At 70.7% G+C, this 19,838-nt stretch carries 14 protein-coding genes and 4 pseudogenes; 9 read left to right on the forward strand and 9 right to left on the reverse strand.

The genetic code is table 11. The annotated features are described in order from the left end of the window. Positions 1-60 precede the first annotated feature (60 nt). Positions 61-1,057, reverse strand: a pseudogene (gene tuf, locus DPM13_RS04645) (elongation factor Tu); the annotation flags it as partial. A 313-nt stretch (positions 1,058-1,370) separates the two neighbouring features. On the opposite strand from tuf, the pseudogene DPM13_RS04650 reads away from it, so the two are divergent. Further along, positions 1,371-2,216 (forward strand): annotated as a pseudogene (locus DPM13_RS04650) (tellurite resistance TerB family protein); the annotation flags it as partial. Positions 2,217-2,306: 90 nt separating this feature from the next. Here the strand turns inward: DPM13_RS04650 and DPM13_RS22215 are convergent. The 4 genes and pseudogenes from DPM13_RS22215 to DPM13_RS04665 form a co-directional block, all read right to left on the reverse strand. After that, on the reverse strand, positions 2,307-3,026 hold the full coding sequence (locus DPM13_RS22215; RefSeq protein ID WP_262983320.1) for a DinB/UmuC family translesion DNA polymerase: 720 nt from the start codon (positions 3,024-3,026) through the stop codon (positions 2,307-2,309). Then, positions 2,981-3,403, reverse strand: a complete 423-nt coding sequence (locus tag DPM13_RS22220) for a Y-family DNA polymerase (protein WP_262983255.1) — start codon at positions 3,401-3,403, stop codon at positions 2,981-2,983. The genes DPM13_RS22215 and DPM13_RS22220 overlap by 46 nt, the downstream gene beginning before the upstream one ends. Beyond that, positions 3,400-4,113, reverse strand: a pseudogene (gene ygfZ, locus DPM13_RS04660) (CAF17-like 4Fe-4S cluster assembly/insertion protein YgfZ). Before ygfZ ends, DPM13_RS22220 begins: the two are co-directional and overlap by 4 nt. Next, a pseudogene (locus tag DPM13_RS04665) lies at positions 4,113-5,847 on the reverse strand (ABC transporter ATP-binding protein). The pseudogenes ygfZ and DPM13_RS04665 overlap by 1 nt, the downstream one beginning before the upstream one ends. A gap of 129 nt (positions 5,848-5,976) precedes the next feature. Here DPM13_RS04665 and DPM13_RS04670 point away from each other — a divergent pair. The 5 genes from DPM13_RS04670 to DPM13_RS04690 all read left to right on the forward strand — a co-directional run bounded on the left by DPM13_RS04670 (position 5,977) and on the right by DPM13_RS04690 (position 11,441). Further along, entirely contained in the window at positions 5,977-7,149 is a 1,173-nt protein-coding gene (locus DPM13_RS04670; RefSeq protein ID WP_112887538.1) for a pyridoxal-phosphate-dependent aminotransferase family protein, read from the forward strand. A gap of 492 nt (positions 7,150-7,641) precedes the next feature. Beyond that, a complete protein-coding gene (locus DPM13_RS04675; protein WP_112888699.1) occupies positions 7,642-8,676 on the forward strand; it encodes a siderophore-interacting protein in 1,035 nt (344 codons plus the stop codon). Between the two features lie 156 nt (positions 8,677-8,832). After that, positions 8,833-10,086, forward strand: coding sequence for a tonB-system energizer ExbB (gene exbB / locus DPM13_RS04680; protein ID WP_112887539.1), 1,254 nt, complete (start codon positions 8,833-8,835; stop codon positions 10,084-10,086). 3 nt (positions 10,087-10,089) lie between these two features. Next, the gene (gene exbD / locus DPM13_RS04685) at positions 10,090-10,611 is read left to right on the forward strand and encodes a TonB system transport protein ExbD (protein ID WP_112887540.1); all 522 of its coding nucleotides are present in this window, start codon (positions 10,090-10,092) and stop codon (positions 10,609-10,611) included. Next, positions 10,608-11,441: a TonB family protein gene (locus DPM13_RS04690; RefSeq protein WP_112887541.1), complete on the forward strand. Its 834-nt coding sequence runs from the start codon at positions 10,608-10,610 to the stop codon at positions 11,439-11,441. The genes exbD and DPM13_RS04690 overlap by 4 nt, the downstream gene beginning before the upstream one ends. Before the next feature lie 63 nt (positions 11,442-11,504). Here the strand turns inward: DPM13_RS04690 and DPM13_RS04695 are convergent, their stop codons facing one another. Beyond that, entirely contained in the window at positions 11,505-12,773 is a 1,269-nt protein-coding gene (locus tag DPM13_RS04695; protein WP_112887542.1) for a hemolysin family protein, read from the reverse strand. A gap of 474 nt (positions 12,774-13,247) precedes the next feature. On the opposite strand from DPM13_RS04695, the gene DPM13_RS04700 reads away from it, so the two are divergent. After that, positions 13,248-14,399, forward strand: coding sequence for a patatin-like phospholipase family protein (locus DPM13_RS04700; protein ID WP_223252346.1), 1,152 nt, complete (start codon positions 13,248-13,250; stop codon positions 14,397-14,399). Between the two features lie 239 nt (positions 14,400-14,638). Here DPM13_RS04700 and DPM13_RS04705 read toward each other — a convergent pair whose 3' ends face one another. Beyond that, entirely contained in the window at positions 14,639-15,751 is a 1,113-nt protein-coding gene (locus tag DPM13_RS04705; protein ID WP_112888700.1) for an NADH:flavin oxidoreductase/NADH oxidase, read from the reverse strand. A gap of 128 nt (positions 15,752-15,879) precedes the next feature. Here DPM13_RS04705 and DPM13_RS04710 point away from each other — a divergent pair, with 128 nt between their 5' ends. Both DPM13_RS04710 and DPM13_RS04715 read left to right on the forward strand, forming a co-directional pair. After that, positions 15,880-16,668: an inositol monophosphatase family protein gene (locus DPM13_RS04710; protein WP_112887544.1), complete on the forward strand. Its 789-nt coding sequence runs from the start codon at positions 15,880-15,882 to the stop codon at positions 16,666-16,668. A 61-nt stretch (positions 16,669-16,729) separates the two neighbouring features. Beyond that, positions 16,730-17,683 (forward strand): DMT family transporter, encoded by a 954-nt coding sequence (locus DPM13_RS04715; protein ID WP_028719463.1) that lies wholly within the window; start codon positions 16,730-16,732, stop codon positions 17,681-17,683. Here the strand turns inward: DPM13_RS04715 and DPM13_RS22225 are convergent. Next, positions 17,634-18,629, reverse strand: a complete 996-nt coding sequence (locus DPM13_RS22225) for a lytic transglycosylase domain-containing protein (RefSeq protein ID WP_317616432.1) — start codon at positions 18,627-18,629, stop codon at positions 17,634-17,636. The two genes, DPM13_RS04715 and DPM13_RS22225, sit on opposite strands and share 50 nt — an antisense overlap. A 212-nt stretch (positions 18,630-18,841) precedes the next feature. Then, positions 18,842-19,816, reverse strand: coding sequence for a hypothetical protein (locus DPM13_RS22230; protein ID WP_223252347.1), 975 nt, complete (start codon positions 19,814-19,816; stop codon positions 18,842-18,844). Positions 19,817-19,838: the final 22 nt, after the last annotated feature.

The following is a 19,838-nucleotide window of genomic DNA, read 5'->3' on the forward strand; positions in this document are numbered from 1 at the left end:
TCAAACACTACGGGGATGGCAGTCAGACGGCCGACCGGGACTTCGATCCGGGCAGTTCGATGTTGCGGAAGTAGAACTGCGGGCGATAGTTCGCGAAGAACGGCGTGTGGCGGCCGCCCTCTTCCTTGGTCAGGATATAGGCCTCGGCCTCGAAGGTCGTGTGCGGCTTGACCGAGCCCGGCTTGCACAGCACCTGGCCGCGCTCGACGCCGTCACGGTCCACGCCGCGCAAGAGCGCGCCGATGTTGTCGCCGGCTTCCCCGCGGTCCAGCAGCTTGCGGAACATCTCGACGCCCGTGCAGGTGGTCTTGCGGGTGTCGCGGATGCCCACGATCTCCAGTTCGTCGCCCACGTTCACCGCGCCGCGCTCGACACGGCCGGTCACCACGGTGCCGCGGCCCGAGATCGAGAACACGTCCTCGATCGGCATCAGGAACGGCTGGTCGATGGCGCGCTCGGGCGTCGGGATGTATTCGTCCACCGCCTTGATCAGCGCGCGGATCGAGTTCTCGCCGATTTCCGGGTCGCGGCCTTCCAGCGCGGCCAGCGCCGAGCCCTTGATGATCGGGATGTCGTCGCCGGGGTAGTCGTAGGAGGACAGAAGCTCGCGCACTTCCATCTCGACCAGCTCCAGCAGTTCCTCGTCATCCACCTGGTCGACCTTGTTGAGGTAGACGACCATGTAGGGGATGCCGACCTGGCGGCCCAGCAGGATGTGTTCGCGCGTCTGCGGCATCGGGCCGTCGGCGGCGTTCACCACCAGGATCGCGCCGTCCATCTGCGCCGCGCCGGTGATCATGTTCTTGACGTAGTCGGCGTGGCCGGGGCAGTCGACATGCGCGTAGTGGCGGTTCTCGGATTCGTATTCCACATGCGCGGTCGAGATCGTGATGCCGCGCGCGCGTTCTTCCGGCGCACCGTCGATCTGGTCATAGGCCTTGAATTCGCCGAAGTATTTCGTGATCGCCGCCGTCAGCGTCGTCTTGCCGTGGTCAACGTGCCCGATCGTCCCGATGTTGACGTGCGGTTTCGTCCGTTCAAACTTTGCCTTTGCCATCATGGCCTCCTATCGGGGGGGCCACCCGCGCGACAGCCCCCGTCGTGAAACATCCGCCGCGACTTATAGGCCCACCGGGGAAAAATCAAGGGCGGGCGGGCGGCTGCGGGACGCTGTGCGGGGCGTGAAACGCGGCCTTCGGGAACCGCGTGGCGGGGCGCCGCGTTCCCTTTCTGGACCAGCCTGCGGATTGCGGGCCGGCACGTCATGCGGCCCGAGCCGCGGTCAACTGTGGAGTGTTTCTATGAGCCTGATGAAATCCCTGGCCCGGGTCGCGGCGGGTGTGATGCTGGCCAAAGGCATCGGCACGATGATGAAGAACGCCCAAGGGGGCCACTCCGGCCAGGCGGGGGGCACGGGGTCAAGCACGGGCCGGCCCTCGGGCGGGCTGCTGGACCAGTTGACCCGCAACAACACCGGGCAAGCGGGCGGCCGCGCGCCCGGCTCGGGGGGCTTGGGCGATCTGCTGGGCCAGGTGCTGGGCGGGCGCACCGGCGGGACCGGCGGCGCGGGGAGCGGCAGTCCTTATGGCGGCAGCCATTCGCCGCGCACCGCCTCGGGCGGTCTGGGCGGGATTCTGGACCAGCTGACCGGCGGGCGCAGCGGCACCAGCACGGCCAGCAGCAGCGGCAGCGGCGGTGCCTTGGGCGGCATCCTGGGCGGTGCGGCCGCAGGCGGGCTTGGCGGCATCCTGGGCGATCTTCTGGGCAACCGGGGCGGTGCGGCGCATGCGGGAACCCCGCAGCCCGGCACGACCGCGACCGGCGCGACTGGCTGGACCGCGACCGGCTCGGTCGGCGGGCTGGCCCACAAGGGCGCCCAGCCGCAGAACGACGCGAGCTTCGGCGACCTGTTCAACGAGGCGCTGGCCACCGGGGACGAACCCTCGACCGCGCCCACGCCCGAGCAGAACGCCCTGGCCGGGCTGATGCTGAAGGCCATGATCCAGGCCGCGAAGTCCGATGGCCAGATCGACGAGGCCGAGAAGGCCAAGCTGATGGACCAGTTCGGCGAGCTGGACGAGGACGAGCGCGCCTTCATCCGCGAACAGATGGCCGCCCCCGTCGATGCCCAGGCGCTGGCGCGCGAGGTGCCCGAAGGCGCCGGTGCGCAGGTCTATCTGATGTCGCTTATGGCCATCGACTTCGACAACAGGAAAGAGGCCGAATACCTGCACACGCTGGCGACCTCGCTGGGGCTGGACAAGCAGACGGTGAAGGATCCACGATCAGGTCGGTGCGATCGACCTTTACGCCTGATCGAACAGGCCAAGCTGGCGGGGGGCGGCGGCGTCGTCGGCCCCTGTCTCGACCAGACCCGACAGGGTGATGCCCAGCAGTCGTACGCCATGCGGGTCGTGAAAGACCGGCGCCAGCAGGTCGCAGGCGATCCCCAGCATCCGGTCGCGGCTGTCCACCGGCCGGTCCAGCGACTTCGCCCGGGTGATCTGGCGGAAATCGCCGTATTTGACCTTCAGCGTCACCGTCCGCCCGCCGCGCCCGGCCCCCGTGGCATGGCGCCAGACCTTGTCGGCCAGGACGCCCAGCGCCTCATGCGCCTCATTGAGGTCGCGCAGGTCGTGGAAATAGGTGTTCTCGGCCCCGATCGACTTGCGGATGCGGTCTGGCTTGACCTCGCGGTGGTCGATGCCGCGGGCGATGTTCCAGTAATAGCCGCCCGACTTGCCGAAGCGCGCCGTCAGGAATTCCAGGCTTTGCCGGGCCAGGTCGGCGCCCGTCTCGATCCCGTGCGCCTGCATCCGCGCCGCCGTCGCCGGGCCCACGCCGTGAAAGCGGCCGATGGGCAGGGATTGCACGAAATCGGCCCCGGCCTCGGGCGGGATCACGAACAGCCCGTCGGGCTTTCTCTGATCCGAGGCGAGCTTGGCCAGGAACTTGTTGTAGCTGACCCCGGCCGAAGCGGTCAGCCCGGTCGCCGCGCGGATCCGGGCGCGGATTTCCTGCGCGATGCGGGTGGCGGTGCGCCCGCCAGGTGGTCGGTCAGGTCCAGATAGGCCTCGTCCAGCGACAGCGGCTCGATCAGCGGGGTGTATTCGGCAAAGATCTCGCGGATCTGGCGGCTGATGGCGCGATAGACGTCGAAGCGCGGCTTGACGAAGATCAGGTCCGGGCAAAGCCGCATCGCCCGCATCGAGGGCATGGCCGAGCGCACGCCGAAGCGCCGCGCCTCGTAGCTCGCGGCGGCGACCACGCCGCGCTGGATCCCGCCCACCGCCACTGGCCTGCCGCGCAGCTCCGCGTTGTCGCGCTGTTCGACCGAGGCATAGAACGCATCCATGTCCACATGGACGATGCGCCGGACCCGCGCCTCGGCCGGGGCGGTCATGGCAGGATGCGGGCGTCCCCCGCCACCAGGTCGTCACCCATGCGGTCGAACCGCATATAGGCGATGGCCCGGCCGCCCGACTGGGTGTAAAGCGTCCCGGCCTCGCGCCCGTCGGGCATCAGGATGGGGGTGCCGACGGGGGCCGCGCCGTCGATGCCGACGGTGACAAGACCCTTTTTCAGCTCGGTCTTGTGCTTCATGCGGGCGGTGACTTCCTGCCCGACATAGCAGCCCTTGCGGAAATCGACGCCATGCAGCCGCTCGGAACCCCGCTTCCAGGATTAGGTCCGTTCGGGATCAGCTCGATCAGGCTTTCGGGGATGCAATGCTCGACCCGGATCGCGTCCCAGTCGGTGCCGTCGTCACCCTTGGCCCCGTAAAGCCGCCAGCCCAGCGCCGGGTGGCGCGGATCGGCGATGGCGGCGTCGGGCATATCGCCGATGCCGCGCGCGACCGTCAGGTCGGTCGGCGCGATCTGCACCTGCGAGCGCAGCTTGTACATCGACAGCCGCCGCAGCAGGTCGTCGGCCAGGCGGTCGTCCACGTCGATCAGCAGCCGCCCGCCTACCGGGATCACCAGGAAATCCGCCAGATACTTGCCCTGCGGCGTCAGCAGCGCCGTCCAGGCCGATTTCGCCCACCTTGTTCGTGACCAGGCCTTGCAGGAAATCGACCCGGTCCGCGCCCGTCACCGCCAGTATGCGCCGCATCACTTGTCTCCGAACTGCAGTTTCACCAGCGCCGCATAGGCGCCGTCCTGCGCCATCAGTTGTTCATGGCTGCCCTCTTCGACAACCCTGCCCGCCTCGATCACGACGATCTTGTCGGCCTGGCGCACGGTGGACAGCCGGTGCGCGATGACCAGCGTGGTGCGCCCGGCCGACAGCACGTCCAGCGCCTGCTGGACCAGACGCTCGGATTGCGCGTCCAGCGCGCTGGTCGCCTCGTCCAGCAGCAGGATGGCGCGTCGCGCAGGATGGCGCGGGCGATGGCCACGCGCTGACGCTGCCCCCCGACAGGGCCGAGCCGCGCGGCCCCGCCGGCGTGTCGAGCCCCCCCGGCAGCCCGTCCGTGAAATCCGCGACGCGCGCCGCGACGATGGCCTCGCGCAGGCGGTCCTCGTCCTCGGGGTGGCCCAGAAGGATGTTTTCGCGCAGGGTTTCGTCGAACAGCGCCGCATCCTGGCTGACGGTGGAAAACTGATCGCGCAGCACGCCCAGGTCGAACTCGGCCAGGGCCACGCCGCCCAGGGTGATGTCGCCCGAATCCGGGTCCACCATGCGCGTCAGCAGGTTGAAGACGGTGGACTTGCCCGCCCCCGAAGGACCGACCAGCGCGGTGGTGCGCCCGGCCTCGGCGGTGAAGGTCAGCCCGTTCAGGACCGGATGGCCGTCATAGGACATGCGCACGTCCCGCAGCCGGATGGTGGTGTCGGCCGGCGGCTCGCGCCGCGTGCCCGACAGGATGGTCGGCCGCATGTCCAGGACGGCATAGATGCGCTCGAGGCTTGCCGCGGCGATCTGCCAGGTGCCGGTCAACGCGCCCAGGCGGCGCAGCGGCTGGAAGGCCAGTGCCATCGCCGTGAAGAACGACATGAAATCGCCCACCGTGCGCTCGCCCGAGGTGACCTCGGCCCCGCCCAGCCACAGCACGCCCACGAAACCCAAGCCCGTCACGTGTCGACCAGCGCCGGAATGGTGGCGCCGATGCCCGACATCTTGACCTGCCCCTCGCGGATGCGGGCGACGATCCGGGCAAAGCGGTCCGCCGGTACTCCTCCATCCGGTTCAGCCGACGGCGTTGATGCCGTGCAGCACCTCGTCCAGCCGCGTCGCGCGCTGGCCGGCGTTCACGCGATTCTGGCGCATCTTGCGCCGGATGTAGCGCTGGACCAGCACCATCGGCAGGATCAGCAGCGGCGCGCCGACCAGGGCCGCCAGGGTCCATTCCGGGTCCACCGCGATCGCCACGCCGAACAGCGACACCAGCGAGACGATGTCGCGTCCCATTCCGGAGATGAAGGTGGACCACACACCCTGCACGGCGATGGAATCGCCCTGGATGCGCTCGATCATCGCACCGGGGGGATTTTTCTGGAAAAAGCCGCCGTCCAGCGTCATCATGTGGCGCAGCATGTCGGTCTGCATTTTCGTGGACACCGCCAGCGAGACCGAGGTCATCAGGCTGCGGTTGACGACATAGGTCGCGGCGCGGATCAGGAACAGCGCAAAGATCACGCCCCCGACCCACCACATGGCCGAGGTGTCGCCCCCCACGAAGACCGTGTCGAACAGCGGCTTCAGCATCCAGCTGAGCAGGCCCAGCGTGGAGCCCTCGACGATCAGGAACAGCAGCGCCAGCAGGATCTTCAGCCAATGCGGCCGCAGATAGTCGCGCCACATGCGCGGGAACAGATAGGCCGTCACCGTCAACTTGTCCGCCATCGTCCCTCTCGCCATCCGGTCCGGCCAAAGGGATAAGCCGCGGGGGCCCGGCCCGCAAGCCGCGCGACCCGTTGACCTTGCCCCGGGGCGGGCCTAAGCCATGCGCGTTCCAGCATAAGGCAACGATTCATGAGCTTTGCCCAGGGCCGCCCCGTCATCGCCATTCCCGGCCCCTCGCCCGTTCCCGACCGCGTGCTGAACGCGATGCATCGCCCCTCGCCCGACATCTACGGCCCGGAACTCGCGGCGGAAAACCGCGCCATGATCGACCGGCTGAAGCGGCTGGCGGGCACCGCCGCGCATTGCGCGCCCTACATCGGCAACGGACACGCGGGATGGGAGGCGGCGAACGTCAATCTGTTCAACCGGGGCGACCGCGCGCTGGTGCTGACCTCGGGCCATTTCGGGCGCAGCTGGGCCGCCACCGCCCGCGCCCAGGGCATCGCGGTCGAGGAGATGGACTTCGGCATGGCGCCCCCCGATCCGCAGCGCCTGGCCGACCGGCTGGCGCAGGACCGCGCGGGCGGCATCAAGGCGGTGCTGGTCTGCCAGGTCGACACCGCCAGTTCCGCCCGCGCCGACATCCCCGCGCTCAGGGCGGCGATGGGCGATCACCCGGCGTTTTTCGCGGTCGATGCCATCGCCGCGCTGGGATGCGAGCCGATGCAGATGGACGACTGGGGCGTGGACCTGCTGGTCTCGGCCAGCCAGAAGGGGCTGATGGTGCCCCCGGGTCTGGCGCTGATCTGGTTCTCGGACCGGCTGGGCGCGCAGGGCGCCACCGATCTCGTCACCCCCTACTGGGACTGGACCCCGCGCATCCAGGCCGAGGCGCTGTGGCAGTTCTGGGGTGGTACGCCCCCGGTCCAGCACATCTTCGGCATGAACGAGGCGCTGGCGATGCTCCTGGACGAGGAAACCCTGCCCGTGGCCTTCGCCCGGCACGAGGCGCTGGCCCGCGCCACCTGGGCCGCGCTCGACGCCTGGGGCGCCGGCGGCACGGGCATCGGGGCGGTCGTCGCCGATCCCAAGGGGCGCGCCCGCTCGGTCACGGCGGCGACGATCCCGCAGGCGACCGCCCTGCGCCGCTGGACCCAGGACAAGACCGGCGTGACGCTGGGCCTGGGCCTCGGCGCGGCCGATCCCGACCATGGGCTGCGCATCGCGCATATGGGCCATGCCAACGCCCATCAGCTGCTGGGTACGCTCGCGGTGATCGAGGCCGGGATGCAGGCCCTGGGCATCCCCCACGGCCCGGGCGGCATCGCCGCCGCCGCCGGGGTGATCGCCCGCAGCGCCTGACCCGAGCCGGGCCCTTGCGCGCGACGGCCCGGCTTTCACCGTTTCCCAAATACCCATGCGACCCTCGCCAAGGGACGGAAACGCTGCCACCCTTCCCGCCGCCCGAAAACACCCGCTTCAAGTTCGCGCGAGGATCACCCGGAGCCCCACCGCCTTATGCAAAAAATCGTTGACAGTTTTTCTAAGGATCTCTAACGCAAGCGCCAGAACGCCAGCCCCGACCGGGCAAGCCCATCCCCGACCCTTGCCGGAGCACCGATGCCTGCCCCGACCCGAACCGCCGTCGGGCCGTCGCGCATGGCCCATGCCCCAAGTCCTTCTTGCGTTCCGGCCCGGCGGGGCCCGGGACGCGTCCTCTCTCTCGGTCTCGCGCTGCTTCTGAACGCGGGATTCACTGGCCCGCCCGGCTTTGCCAGGGCGGGCTTTTTTCCGGCCCCGTTGCCGATGCCCCGATCCCGCGCCATGCTGGCGCGACAGACGAAAGGCCCTGCCATGCGTGTGCCCCCCCTGCCCGAATACCAGGCCGAGGCGCTGCTGACGGACACCGACTTCGCCCCGATCGACGCCATGCTGCGCCACGAGGCCCAGGAACACGGGCTCGACCTGCACGAAGGCCACGGCCGTTCGGTCTGGTGCCAGATCGAGACCGGCGAATTCGGCGCCAAGAAGCGGGGCGCGAACGTGCTGGTCTTTGCCCGGGCGCACCGGCCCGAATGGCTGTTCGGCCTGCAGGAAACCATCGCCCACCACCTGGCCGAGATCATGCCCGACAAGGCCCAGGCGATGCGCTGGTCGTCGCTGGCCGACGTGGGCCGGCTGCCGCCCTATTTCAGCTTCGCCCGCGTGGGCGAGGCGCGGCGCATTGCCCGGGACTTCGTCCGCCTGCGCCTGCACGCCCCCGATCTCGGGCGCCTGGGAACCGAGGATTCCATCCATTTCCGCCTGGTCCTGCCGCCGGAAGGAGTGGCCGAGCCCGAATGGCCGCGCATCGCCCCGAACGGCCAGACGGTCTGGCCCTCGGGCGACCGCGCGCTGCACCGCCCGGCCTATACCGTGCGCGCGATCGACCTGCAGGAAGGCTGGCTTGACACCGACATCTTCCTGCATCGGGGCGGACGGGTCACGGACTGGGTCCTGGCCGGGCCGCAGGGCCGCCGGATCGGGCTCAGCGGTCCGGGCGGCGGCGGCATCCCGCAGGCGGCGCGGCTGATTCTGGCGGGGGATGAAACCGCCTATCCTGCCATCGCGCGAATGATCGAACGCCGGCCCGATGCGCAGGGCGAGGTCTGGCTGCTCGGGGCGCGCGACGATTACCCGATGCCGGAATCGCCCGGGCTGCGGCGCCACCACCTGCCCGGCGGCACGGCGGAACTGGTGCGCATCCTGCGGGCCGATCCGCCCCAACCCGACAGCTATCTGTGGATGGCCGCACAGAAATCCGGCATCAGCGCCCTGCGCCAGCTTTTGCTGGCCGAGCTGGGGCATGACAAGGCGCTGACCCATCTGGCGGGCTATTGGATCGGCTAAAGGGCTGGACAAAGACCGTCCAAATAGTTGACAATTTTACCCCGAGGTTCGATACGCGGTCCCAAGCCGCGGCCAATACAGGCGCGGGCTGCCCAAGGGCAGGCCCGGCCACCAGCAAAAGCGGTCGGATCGATGCCGAAGACACGAAGGATCACCATGACCCAATCGTCGCTGTCCCGCCTTGGCGCGGGAACCGCCCTTGCATTCGCCTGCTTGCTGGCCGCCGCCCCCCTGAGCGCCCAGGAGACCCCCACGGCACCGCCCGCCGGCACGGCCCAGCCCGACACTCCTGTTCCGGCGGCGACGGAGCCGGCAGCGACGGAACCGGCCGGCACGGCCCCGGTCCCAAGCGCGCCGGCAGAACCCGCTCCGGCTCAGGCAGAGACGCCTGCGACCACGACACCCCCCGCCACGGCAGAGACGCCTGCTGCGACCCCGACGCCGGGCGAAACGCCCGGCAGCCCGGCGACCGGCGGCGTCCCGGCCGCGACGACCCCCACCCCGCAGCCCGGCGGCACGGCCCCGGCAGCGGGCACCGCCGCCCCGGCGGACGGCAGCGCCGCCACGGCGGCCACTCCGGTGGCCGAGTCCGCTGCCCGCCCCGGCGGCCGTCCGGAACCCGCCGCCTACAGCATCCTGCCCCAGGGGCTTCAGGACATGCTGGCGCCGCTTGCGCCGGCGCCGCGCGATCCGAACCTGCCCCACGACCTTTCGCCCATGGGCATGTTCTGGGCCGCCGACATCGTGGTCAAGGCGGTGATGATCGGCCTGGCCTTCGCCTCGGTCGTCACCTGGACGGTCTTTGTCGTCAAGATCCTGGAACTGGCCGGCGCGACCAAGCGCGCGCGCTCGGGCCTGCGCCGGGTCGAGGAGGCCACCAGCCTGACCGCGGCCCTTGCCGCCACCGGCAAGCGGCGCGACCCGGTGTCGCGCATGATCCGCGCCGCGGCGCAGGAACACGACCGCTCGGCCGCCGCACTGGACACGGCGGGCGAAGCCGGGCTCAAGGAACGCGTCGACAGCCACCTGGACCGGATCGAGGCGATGGCCGGCCGCCGCATGGGCCAGGGCACCGGGGTGCTGGCCACCATCGGCTCGACCGCGCCCTTCGTCGGGCTGTTCGGCACCGTCTGGGGCATCATGAACAGCTTCATCGGCATCTCGCAGGCGCAGACCACGAACCTTGCCGTCGTCGCCCCCGGCATCGCCGAGGCGCTGCTGGCGACCGCCATCGGCCTTGTGGCGGCGATCCCGGCGGTGGTGATCTACAACGTCTTCGCCAGGGCCATCACCGGCTATCGGCTGCAACTGGCCAATGCGGCGGCCTCGGTCCGCCGGCTGGTCAGCCGCGACCTCGACTTCCGCGGCGCGCCCGCCGCGCGCCCCACCCTGCTGCAACGGGAGGCATGACCCATGGCCGGCGGCATCCGCGAAAACCACGGCGACGACCTGGCCGAGAACCACGAGATCAACGTCACGCCCTTTATCGACGTGATGCTGGTGCTGCTGATCATCTTCATGGTGGCGGCGCCGCTGGCGACCGTCGACGTGAACGTGGACCTGCCGGTCTCGAACGCGACGCCGGCCCAGCGGCCCGACCAGCCGGTCTATGTGACGGTCAAGCCCGACCTGACGCTGGCCCTGGGCAACACCGACGTGGCGCCCGGCGGGCTTGGCGCGGCGCTGGCGGCCGCCACCGAGAACAACCGGGAAACCCGGATCTTCCTGCGCGCCGACAAGGCAGTGGCCTATGGCGACCTGATGGCCACCATGAACGCCCTGCGCGAGGCGGGCTATCTCAAGATCGCGCGGGTCGGGCCTGAAACCACCGGCGGCGTCCCGGCGCCGGCCGCCCCGGGCGCGGAGCCCTCCGCACCCGCCGCGCCGGCCAGCCCGGCCCCTGCGGCCGCCCCGACCCAGGGCGCGACGCCATGAGCGGGCCGCGCCTGAACACCCTGCGCCATGGGGCGCTTTGGGGCAGCGCCGCCACCCTGGTCCTGGCCGCGCATCTGGGCGGCGCGCTGTGGCTGATGCAGCGGGCCGAGGCCGCGGCCCCGCCGGGCCTGCCCGATCCGGTCTTCGTCGAACTGGCCCCGGTCCCCGAGGCCGCCGCGCCCCCCGAGGACGTCGAGACCCCCGAGATGGCCGAGGCCGAACCCGAGCCGGAACCCGAGCCGGAGCCGGAGCCCACCCCCGACTTCGCGATGGCCGAGCCCCTGCCCGAGCTTGAGCCGCTGCCCGACATGAACTCGCTGTTCCCGCCGCCGCCCGATGCGGTGGTGCTGCAGAAATCCGAACGCCCCCGCGAGCGCCCCGAGCGCGAACCCGAGCCCGAGCCCAAGATCGTCGAAAAGAAGCCCGAGCCCGAGAAGAAGCGCGAGAAAAAGGAAAAGGCCCCGCAGGAGCAGCCCGCCCGCAGGGCCGCAACCCGCGTCGAGGCGCCGCAAGGCGCGCGCACCGCCGCGCCCAGTGGCCAGACCGGCCAGCCCAGCAAGCGCCAGGTCGCCACCTGGCAGTCGCAGGTCCAGTCGCGGGTGAACCGCCACATGCAGCGCGCCCGGCTGAAGCAGAGCGGGGTCAGCCTGGTCGTGACCTTCACCATCGCCGGCAATGGCGGGGTCAGCGGAGCCCGGCTTGCCGGCTCGACAGGCGATCCCGCAACCGATGCCGCGCTTGCACGCCAGGTGTCCAGCCTGCCGCGGATGCCGCCTCACCCCTCGGGTCAGGCCAAGCCCGTCACCCTGCCCATCACCATCCGGCGCTGAGGCGAGGGCTTCTTTCGTCCTGGGGGTGGCGCACCCCGCCCGCCTTGCGCGGACGGGACGCCCTCAGGCCGCGCGCTCGACCAGCAGCTTGTCGATGCGCCGCCCGTCCAGGTCCACCACCTCGATCGCCAGCCGTGCCATTCCCGATGTCGCCGACCGCGGGATCAGCCCGGCCAGGTCCAGAACCAGCCCGGCCACCGTCGAAAAGTCATGGTCCTCGGCCAGGGGCACGTTCAGCTTGTCGGCGAACTCGTCCACCGGCATCCAGCCCGCGACCAGCATCGAGCCGTCCTCGCGCTCGACCAGCTTCGGCTCGTCGTCGTCAAGGCCGGCGAATTCGCCGGTGATCGCCTCCAGCACGTCCATCGGCGTCACCACGCCCTCGAAATGGCCGTATTCGTCATAGACCAGCAGCATCTGGCCGGCGGCGGTGCGCAGGCGGGCGATGACCTCGGGCGCGTCCATCGTCTCGGGGATGATAGGCGCTTCCTTCATCAGCGCGCGCAGGTCAAAGCCCTGGGCGCTGGCCCCGATCAGGTCGGCGCTGGCGACGACCCCGATCAGGTTGTTCTCATCCCCGTCGCTGACCGGCAGCCGGGTGCGGTGGCTGGCCTTGAACTTGCGCGCGACGGTCGCATAGCTGTCGCTGACATCCACCGCCGAGATGTCGCGCCGCGGCGTCATCAGCCCGCGCGCGCTGCGGTCGGCGATGCGCATGACGCCGGCGATCATCTCGGTCTCGGCCCGGTGCATGACGCCGGCATTCTCGGCCTCGGCGATGACCAGCCGGATCTCCTCGTCCGAGATGCCGCGGCTGTCCTGGCCGGTCTGGCCCAGCAGCGACAGCACCAGCTTGCCCGAGCGGTCCAGCAGCCAGACCAGCGGCGCCCCCACGCGCGAGATGGTGCGCATCAGCGGCGCCACGCGCACGGCGACCGTCTCGGGGCTGCGCAGCGCGATCTGCTTGGGGACCAGCTCGCCCAGGATCAGCGACAGATAGGTGATGGCGACCACGACGCCGCCCACGCCCAAGGGCTGGGCCAGCGACGGCGGCACGCCCAGCGAGGGCAGCGCGGCCGCCAGCCGGGTGCCCAGCGTGGCCCCCGAAAAGGCGCCCGACAGGACCCCGACCAGCGTGATGCCGATCTGCACCGAACTCAGGAACCGGCCCGGATCCTCGGCCAGGGTGATGGCGGTCTGCGCCCCGCGGTCGCCCCGGTCGGCCAGGACCCGCAGCCGGGCGGGACGGGCCGAGACGATGGCCAGCTCGGACATGGCCAGAAGGCCATTGAGCAGGGTCAGAAGGACGACGATGGTGATTTCGATCCACATAAGGGGGGCTCAGATCCAGGAAGGCCGCGCGGACGGGCAAGGTGCCGGTCCGTCGGGGCAAATGGGTGCGGCCCCCGGCGCGGCGGCGCGGGGGCGGTCGGTCGGATGTGTCGGAAGGCCCCGGGCGGGGCGCCATGACAGCGGGTCCGGGCCAAGGGCCGGGCCGTCTTCGCCCCGTCTGGCGGGGTCGGCTTCGACCGTGCCCGGCCCGCATCGTCGCGGCGCGTCAGCAGCGTCGGGAATCGCGTCGTTCATCGCGGCGGCGGCGGTTTGGTTCCGGTTCATGGTCGCGCACAGTGTAACAGCCCTTGGGCCAAGGGCAACCATCCTTACCCGCGCCCTGCGAAAAGCAGCGCCCGCCCAGGATGACGTAGCGGCATCCGGGACGAAAAAGCCAGGCGGATTCATGGAAAATCAATGCCTCCGCCGCTAGCTTGCGAAAACGGAACAACGGCTGCGAGGCGGGGAAACAGGGTGGATACGGGTGGAATGGTGCCGGAACAGGTCGTGCTGGTCCTGCAGGGCGGCGGCGCGCTTGGCGCCTTTCAGGCCGGCGCATACGAGGCGCTTTGCCGCGCCGGGCAGGAACCCGACTGGGTGGCGGGCATCTCGATCGGCTCGATCAACGCGGCCCTGATCGCGGGCAACCGGCCCGGCGCGCGCCTGGCCGCGCTGCGCAGCTTCTGGGAAGGCGTCACCCGCGCGCCCTGGCTGACCGGCACGCCCCTGGAAAGCGGCCCCCTGCCCGACCGCGTCCGCGCCATGTTCAACGAAAGCCGGGCGGTCGCCTCGACCATGATGGGGGCGCCGGGGTTCTTTCGGCCGCGCATGCCCGACCTGATGTCGTTCTTTCCCGGGCTGATGCGCCAGACCAGCTGGTACGACACCACGCCGCTGCGCCGGACGCTGAGCGCGCTGGTCGATTTCGACTATCTGAACACCGAGGGGCCGCGGCTTTCCGTGGGCGCGGTGGACGTGGAAACCGGAAACTTCCACGTCTTCGACAGCCGCGAAACGCGGATCGGCCCGGAACACATCCTGGCCTCGGGGGCGCTGCCGCCGGGCTTTCCCGCCGTCGAGATCGACGGGCGGCACTATTGGGACGGCGGGCTGGTATCGAACTCGCCCCTGCAGGTGGTGCTGGCCGCGCCCTCGAACCGGCCGCTCTGCATCTATCAGGTCGATCTTTACCAGGCCCGCGGGCCGCTGCCCCACACCATGGCCGAGGTCGAGCAGCGCTTCAAGGAGATCCGCTTTTCCAGCCGCACGCGCCTGAACACCGACGAATTCCGCGCCCGCCACGCCATGTCGCGCGCCGCGCGCCGCCTGCGCGCCCGGCTGCCGCAGGCGATGCGCCAGGATCCGGACCTCATGGCGCTGATCGACGGCGGGCCGATCCATCCGGTCAGCCTGATGCACCTGATCTATCGCCACGCCGATTACGAAAGCGCGTCCAAGGATTACGAATTCTCGCGCCTGTCGATGCTGGATCACTGGCGCGCCGGGCTGCGGGACGTGGAACGCTCGCTTGGCGATCCGCGCTGGACCGAGCGCCAGGTGCCCGAGGACGGGCTGTTCATCTTCGACCGGACCGAGCCCGACGGAGAAGAGGCCCGGCTGGAATAGGCCGAAGCCGGTGGCCGCGCGCGCGACCCGCGCCCCCGATCAGCAGGTCAGCCGGTCAAGCCCCAAGGGTTTGCACGCGGCAAGCCGGTTTACCACTCCCTTGGCCGAACGACATGCCCTTGGTCCCCGAGACGCGCGGCAGAGCGGGCGCCAGCCGGCGAAACCCGGCTGCGTTTAAGCCAGGCAGGCGGCGGGGCAGGCGAGACGCCCGCCCCTGGCCTCTTGAACCCCGCGGGCCCCTAGCGCGGCTGCAGCAGGTCCCGCAGCGGGCTGGGTGCGCTGCGCAGGTATTGCGGCGCGGCGGTCACGCTGGCGCCCAGGGCGGCGGCGGCGTGCCAGGGCCAGCGCGGGTCGTAAAGCGCGGCACGCGCGATGGCGATCGTGTCGGCGTCGCCGGTCGCGACGATCGCCTCGGCCTGGTGGGGCTCGGTGATCAGGCCCACGGCGATTACCGGCATGTCGGGCACGGCCTCCTTGACCGCGCGGGCCAGCGGCACCTGATAGTTCGGGACCGCCGCGATGCGCTGGCGCGGGTCCAGCCCGCCCGACGAGACGTGATAGGCGGTGCAGCCCCGCTGATGAACGGCCCGGGCCAGGGCGATGGTGCCCTGGATGTCCCAGCCGCCCTCGACCCAGTCGGTGCCCGACACGCGGATTGTCACCGGATAGTCGTCGGGCACGGCGGCGCGCACGGCGTCGAACACCTCCAGCGGAAAGCGCATGCGGTTTTCCAGGCTGCCGCCGTAGTCGTCGGTCCGGCGGTTCGACAGCGGCGACAGGAATTCGTGCAGCAGATAGCCATGCGCGGCGTGGATCTGGATGACGTCGATGCCCAGCCGGACGGCGCGGCGCGCGGCCTCGGCAAAGGCGTCGCGGATCCGGTCGAGGCCGGCGCGGTCCAGCGCCTCGGGCGGGTTCTCGTCCGCCGCATAGGGCTCGGCCGAGGGCGCGACGGTCTGCCAGCCGTTCGGCTGGTCGGGGGCGATCTGCGCGCCGCCCCGATCCCAGGGCCGTTCGCACGAGCCCTTGCGCCCGGCATGGGCCAACTGGATCGCGATGGGCATGTCCGACCAGGCGCGGATGCCTTGCAGAACCTCGGCCATCGCCCGCTCGGTCGCCTCGTCGTAAAGCCCCACGTCGCCATAGGTGATGCGGCCCTCGGGGGTGACGGCGGTCGCCTCGATGGTCAGGATCCCCGCGCCCGACTGCGCCAGGCCGCCCAGATGCTGCATGTGCCAGGCGTTCATCTGCCCGTCCACCGCCGCATATTGGCACATGGGCGCGATGACGATGCGGTTGGCCAGCGTCCTGCCGCCGATGGTGATGGGTTCGAAAAGCTTGGGCAAGGCCATGGTCGGTCCCTTCTGTTGTGTCTGCGACAGGTAGTGCATCCGACCGATGGCGCAAGCCCCCCGCGGGCGGCTTCACTTTCGGCGGGGGTTGGCCTAAGAGGCAGGCCAATCCCGAAAAAGGAAACGTCATGGCCAGCGCCAATCTCAACATCATGATCAAGGCCGCGCGCAAGGCGGGCCGCAGCCTCGTCAAGGACTTCCGCGAGGTCGAGAACCTTCAGGTCAGCGTCAAGGGCGCGGGCGACTTCGTCAGCCGCGCCGACCGCGAGGCCGAGCGCATCATCAAGGAAGAGCTGCGCACCGCCCGCCCGAACTATGGCTGGATCGGCGAGGAGACGGGCGAGGACGCGGGCGAGGACCCGACCCGGCGCTGGATCGTCGATCCCCTGGACGGCACCACCAACTTCCTGCACGGCCTGCCGCACTGGGCGGTCAGCATCGCGCTGGAGCACAAGGGCGAGATCGTCGCGGCGGTCATCTTCGACGCCGCCAAGGACGAGATGTTCACCGCCGAAAAGGGCGACGGCGCGTTCCTGAACGACCGCCGCATCCGGGTGTCGGGACGCCGCCAGATGATCGAGTCGATCTTTGCGACCGGCGTGCCCTTCGGCGGGCGCGGCACCCTGCCCGCAACGATCCGCGATCTCAGCCGGCTGATGCCGTTGACGGCGGGCGTGCGGCGCTGGGGCGCGGCCTCGCTGGATCTGGCCTATGTCGCCTGCGGCCGCTTCGACGGCTATTGGGAACGCGGCATCAATTCCTGGGACGTGGCGGCGGGCGTTTTGCTGGTACGCGAGGCGGGCGGCTTCGTCGAATCGATCAAGCCCGACCAGAGCCCGGTCGAATCCGGCCAGATCATCGCGGCGAATGCCCAGCAGTTCGAAGGGTTTGCAGAAATCATCCGCAGCCGCGACTAAGACCCGGTTGACGTTTCGCGCAGGCCGGCGCATGGCTTCCATACCAAGCCGAAAGCCTGCCATGACCGACAATATCCCGACCGGGCCGGTGCTGGCCCCCGGCACCCAGCCTGCGGCCCGGCCCCTTGCGCAGAAGCCGGACCGCCAGGGCACGGCGATCCTGCTGATCTGCGTCGCCGCCTTCATCTTTGCCATCCAGGACGGCATCTCGCGCCATCTCGGGTCGGAATATTCGCCGGTCTTCGTGACCATGCTGCGCTATTGGTTCTTTGCGCTGGCCGTGGTGCTGCTGACCTGGCGCCGGCCGGGCGGGCTGCGCGCGGCGATGCGCAGCAAGCGGCCCTTCAGCCAGGCGCTGCGCGGCGTCCTGCTGGCCCTGGAGATCGTCATCACGATCGAGGCCTTCGTGCGCCTGGGCCTGATCAACACCCATGCGGTCTTTGCCTGCTATCCCCTGCTGATCTCGGTCCTGTCGGGGCCGGTCCTGGGCGAAAAGGTCGGCTGGCGGCGCTGGGTCGCGGCCGGCGTGGGCTTTCTGGGCATCCTGATCATCCTGCAACCGGGGCGCGGCGTGTTTTCGGCCGAAGCGGCGCTGCCGTTCCTGGCGGCGGTGATGTTCGCGGTCTATGGCCTGCTGACGCGCCGGGTCGGGCGCGACGACCCGGCCATGGTCAGCTTCGTCTGGACCGCCATCGTGGGGGCGATCACCATGACGCTGATCGGCCTGCCCGAATGGGAGCCCATCGCCGGGCGCGACATTCCCTGGCTGCTGCTGCTCTGCGCCTTTGCGGGCATCGCGCATTTCATGCTGATCAAGGCCTATGAGCTGGCCGAGGCTTCGGCGCTGCAGCCCTTCTCCTATACCCAGCTGGTGTGGATCAGCATCTTCGGCGTGGTCTATTTCGGCGAGGTGCTGGCCCCCCATGTCGCCATCGGCGCAGCCATCGTCGTCGGCGCGGGGCTGTTCACCTGGTGGCGGTCCCTGGTCCGGGAACGGGCAGCGCGGGGTCGATGACCGCCGCCGCCGGGTCCGAGGCCGCAACCACCGCCGGGACCGGCACCAGCACCTGCGCCAGGACCCCGCCCGCGCCGAAATGGGCCAGCGCCCGCCCCGACATCGGCGGGCGGGACGAATAGGCCAGCCGGATCGGCGGCTGCGGCGGCACCGGCATCAACCCGCCCCCGGTCAGGTCGAAGCTGGGCACGATGGGCGCGGGCCGCCCCGCGATGCGGGCGCGATAGACGGGCAGCGCCTCGGCCACGCGCATGACATAGTTGCGGGTTTCGTCGAACGGGATCATCTCGACCCATTCGACCGGGTCCGCCTCGCGCCGCAGGTCGCCGAAATCGGCCAGCCAGCGGGCCGAGCGACCCGGCCCCGCATTGTAGCCCGCCGCGACCAGCGCGACCGAGGTGCCGAAGCGTTCGCGCAGGCCCGTCAGATAGGCCGCGCCCAGCCGCGCGTTATAGGCCGCGTCGCGCGTCAGCCGGCGCTGGTCGAACGGCTCGCCGAGCTTTCGCGCCATGGCCCGGGCCGTGTCGGGCATGACCTGCATCAGCCCCAGCGCCCCCGCATGCGACGAGACCGTGTGATTGAACTCGCTTTCGCGCCGGGCGATGGCCATGACCAGTTCGGGCGGCAGGCCCAGCGGCTTCCCTTCAAGCCCCGTCAGCGGGTAGTAGGCGGCGGGATAGATCACCCCTTTGGCGGCGGCGGCCTTGGCCAGGCGCAGCGCGTGCCAGGGCTTGCGCAGTTCGACCATCAGCCGGGCCATGCGGCCGATGTCCTCGGGCGGGGCGGTTTCGGCCAGGTGCAGGAAAAACCGCGCGCCCTGGTCGAAATCGCCCGCCGCAAGCAGCCAGACGCCGGCCTGCCAGACCGGGTTCGCGCGCAGCGCGCTGCCGCGCCAGTCGGGCAGGCTGTCGGGCGCAGGACCGGGAACGGCCAGCGCCGGCTGCATCGGCTCGCGCAGCTTTTCGGCGGCAAGCTGGCCGTAATAGGCCGTCTGCCAGCTTGCCGCGTGCAGATAGACGGCGCGGGCGGCGCCGGCATTGCCCGCCGCCTCATGCGCGCGGCCCTGCCAGTACAGCGCGCGGGACAGCGAGATCGGGCTTGCGACCCCGTCCTCGATCCGGCGGAAATGGGCCAGGGCACGGTCCGGGGCGCCGCCCTTCAGCGCGGCAAAGCCCGCGATCCATTCCAGGTCGATGAAATCCTCGCCCCCCGAAGGTAGGAAATGGTTCGCGGCCAGCCGCTCGGCCAGGGCCCAGTCGCCCGCGCGCAGGGCGGCGCGCGCATAATCGGCGCGCTTGCCCGCCCAGGCGGCGGGATCGCGCAGCGCCTCGGCCAGGTCGAGCGTTCCAGCATCAGGTCGCGCGCCAGATCGCCCATCCCGGCCCGCACCCGCCAGTTGAAGCGGTCGAGCGCCAGCCCCGCATCCGCCCGCGCCTGCGCCGGCAGGGCCAGGATCAGCGTGTCCACCCCCGCCTGCCCCGACTGCACCGCGATCCGGGCCTGCGCCAGCGCCTGCATCGGGGCCGAGGCGACGGGCAGCATGTCGCGCGCGGCGCGCCATTCGCCGAGGTCCAGCAGGTTCGCGATGCGCTGGTCGTGCAGGTCCAGCAGCACCGGGCTGTGGGCGGCCATGAAGGCCTCGGCCTCGGGCTTGGCCAGGGGCGTCGTGGTCCAGAAGCGCGCGATCTCGGCCCGGGCGGCAGCCGGGTCCAAGACGGTCAGCGCGGCGATCAGCGCCTCGGCGGCGGGCAAGGTCTCGGGGCGGCGGTCGCCGAACCAGGCCAGGATCTGCGCCGGCGGCAGGTCGGGCCGCAGCAGCGCATCCCCCCGCCGGTACAGCAGCGCCATGCCCGGCCAGTCGCGATGGCTCAGCGCGAATTGCAGGTATTCTGGCCATGTCCCCTGCCCCGCCCGCAGCCGCTGCCAGCGGATCAGGTCCTGCGCGATGGGCCCGGATCGCGCCGCATGGTCCTGCGCGCCGGGCCAGTCGCGTTGGGCCGAACGCTCCAGCGCGCGGGCCAGCGCGGCCGCGTCCTCGGCTCCGGCACTGCCAGCCAGGCCGGGCCCCAGCCCGAGGGCCAGCGAAAAGGCCAGCACCGGGCCCAGAATCCTGTCGCGCAAGGGATACGTCATGGCGCCATTTCTGCGGCGATCC

This window comes from Paracoccus mutanolyticus (assembly GCF_003285265.1).
Classification (GTDB): Bacteria; Pseudomonadota; Alphaproteobacteria; order Rhodobacterales; family Rhodobacteraceae; genus Paracoccus; species Paracoccus yeei.

What these genes read in the sequence shown, in the direction of transcription:
- DPM13_RS22220 (WP_262983255.1), bottom strand. Translation starts at nt 3,403, where the DNA reads ATGACCGCCCCGGCCGAGGCGCGGGTCCGGCGCATCGTCCATGTGGAC.
- DPM13_RS04670 (WP_112887538.1), top strand. Translation starts at nt 5,977, where the DNA reads ATGAGCTTTGCCCAGGGCCGCCCCGTCATCGCCATTCCCGGCCCCTCG.
- DPM13_RS04675 (WP_112888699.1), top strand. Translation starts at nt 7,642, where the DNA reads ATGCGTGTGCCCCCCCTGCCCGAATACCAGGCCGAGGCGCTGCTGACG.
- exbB (WP_112887539.1), top strand. Translation starts at nt 8,833, where the DNA reads ATGACCCAATCGTCGCTGTCCCGCCTTGGCGCGGGAACCGCCCTTGCA.
- exbD (WP_112887540.1), top strand. Translation starts at nt 10,090, where the DNA reads ATGGCCGGCGGCATCCGCGAAAACCACGGCGACGACCTGGCCGAGAAC.
- DPM13_RS04690 (WP_112887541.1), top strand. Translation starts at nt 10,608, where the DNA reads ATGAGCGGGCCGCGCCTGAACACCCTGCGCCATGGGGCGCTTTGGGGC.
- DPM13_RS04695 (WP_112887542.1), bottom strand. Translation starts at nt 12,773, where the DNA reads ATGTGGATCGAAATCACCATCGTCGTCCTTCTGACCCTGCTCAATGGC.
- DPM13_RS04705 (WP_112888700.1), bottom strand. Translation starts at nt 15,751, where the DNA reads ATGGCCTTGCCCAAGCTTTTCGAACCCATCACCATCGGCGGCAGGACG.
- DPM13_RS04710 (WP_112887544.1), top strand. Translation starts at nt 15,880, where the DNA reads ATGGCCAGCGCCAATCTCAACATCATGATCAAGGCCGCGCGCAAGGCG.
- DPM13_RS04715 (WP_028719463.1), top strand. Translation starts at nt 16,730, where the DNA reads ATGACCGACAATATCCCGACCGGGCCGGTGCTGGCCCCCGGCACCCAG.
- DPM13_RS22225 (WP_317616432.1), bottom strand. Translation starts at nt 18,629, where the DNA reads ATGCAGCCGGCGCTGGCCGTTCCCGGTCCTGCGCCCGACAGCCTGCCC.
- DPM13_RS22230 (WP_223252347.1), bottom strand. Translation starts at nt 19,816, where the DNA reads ATGACGTATCCCTTGCGCGACAGGATTCTGGGCCCGGTGCTGGCCTTT.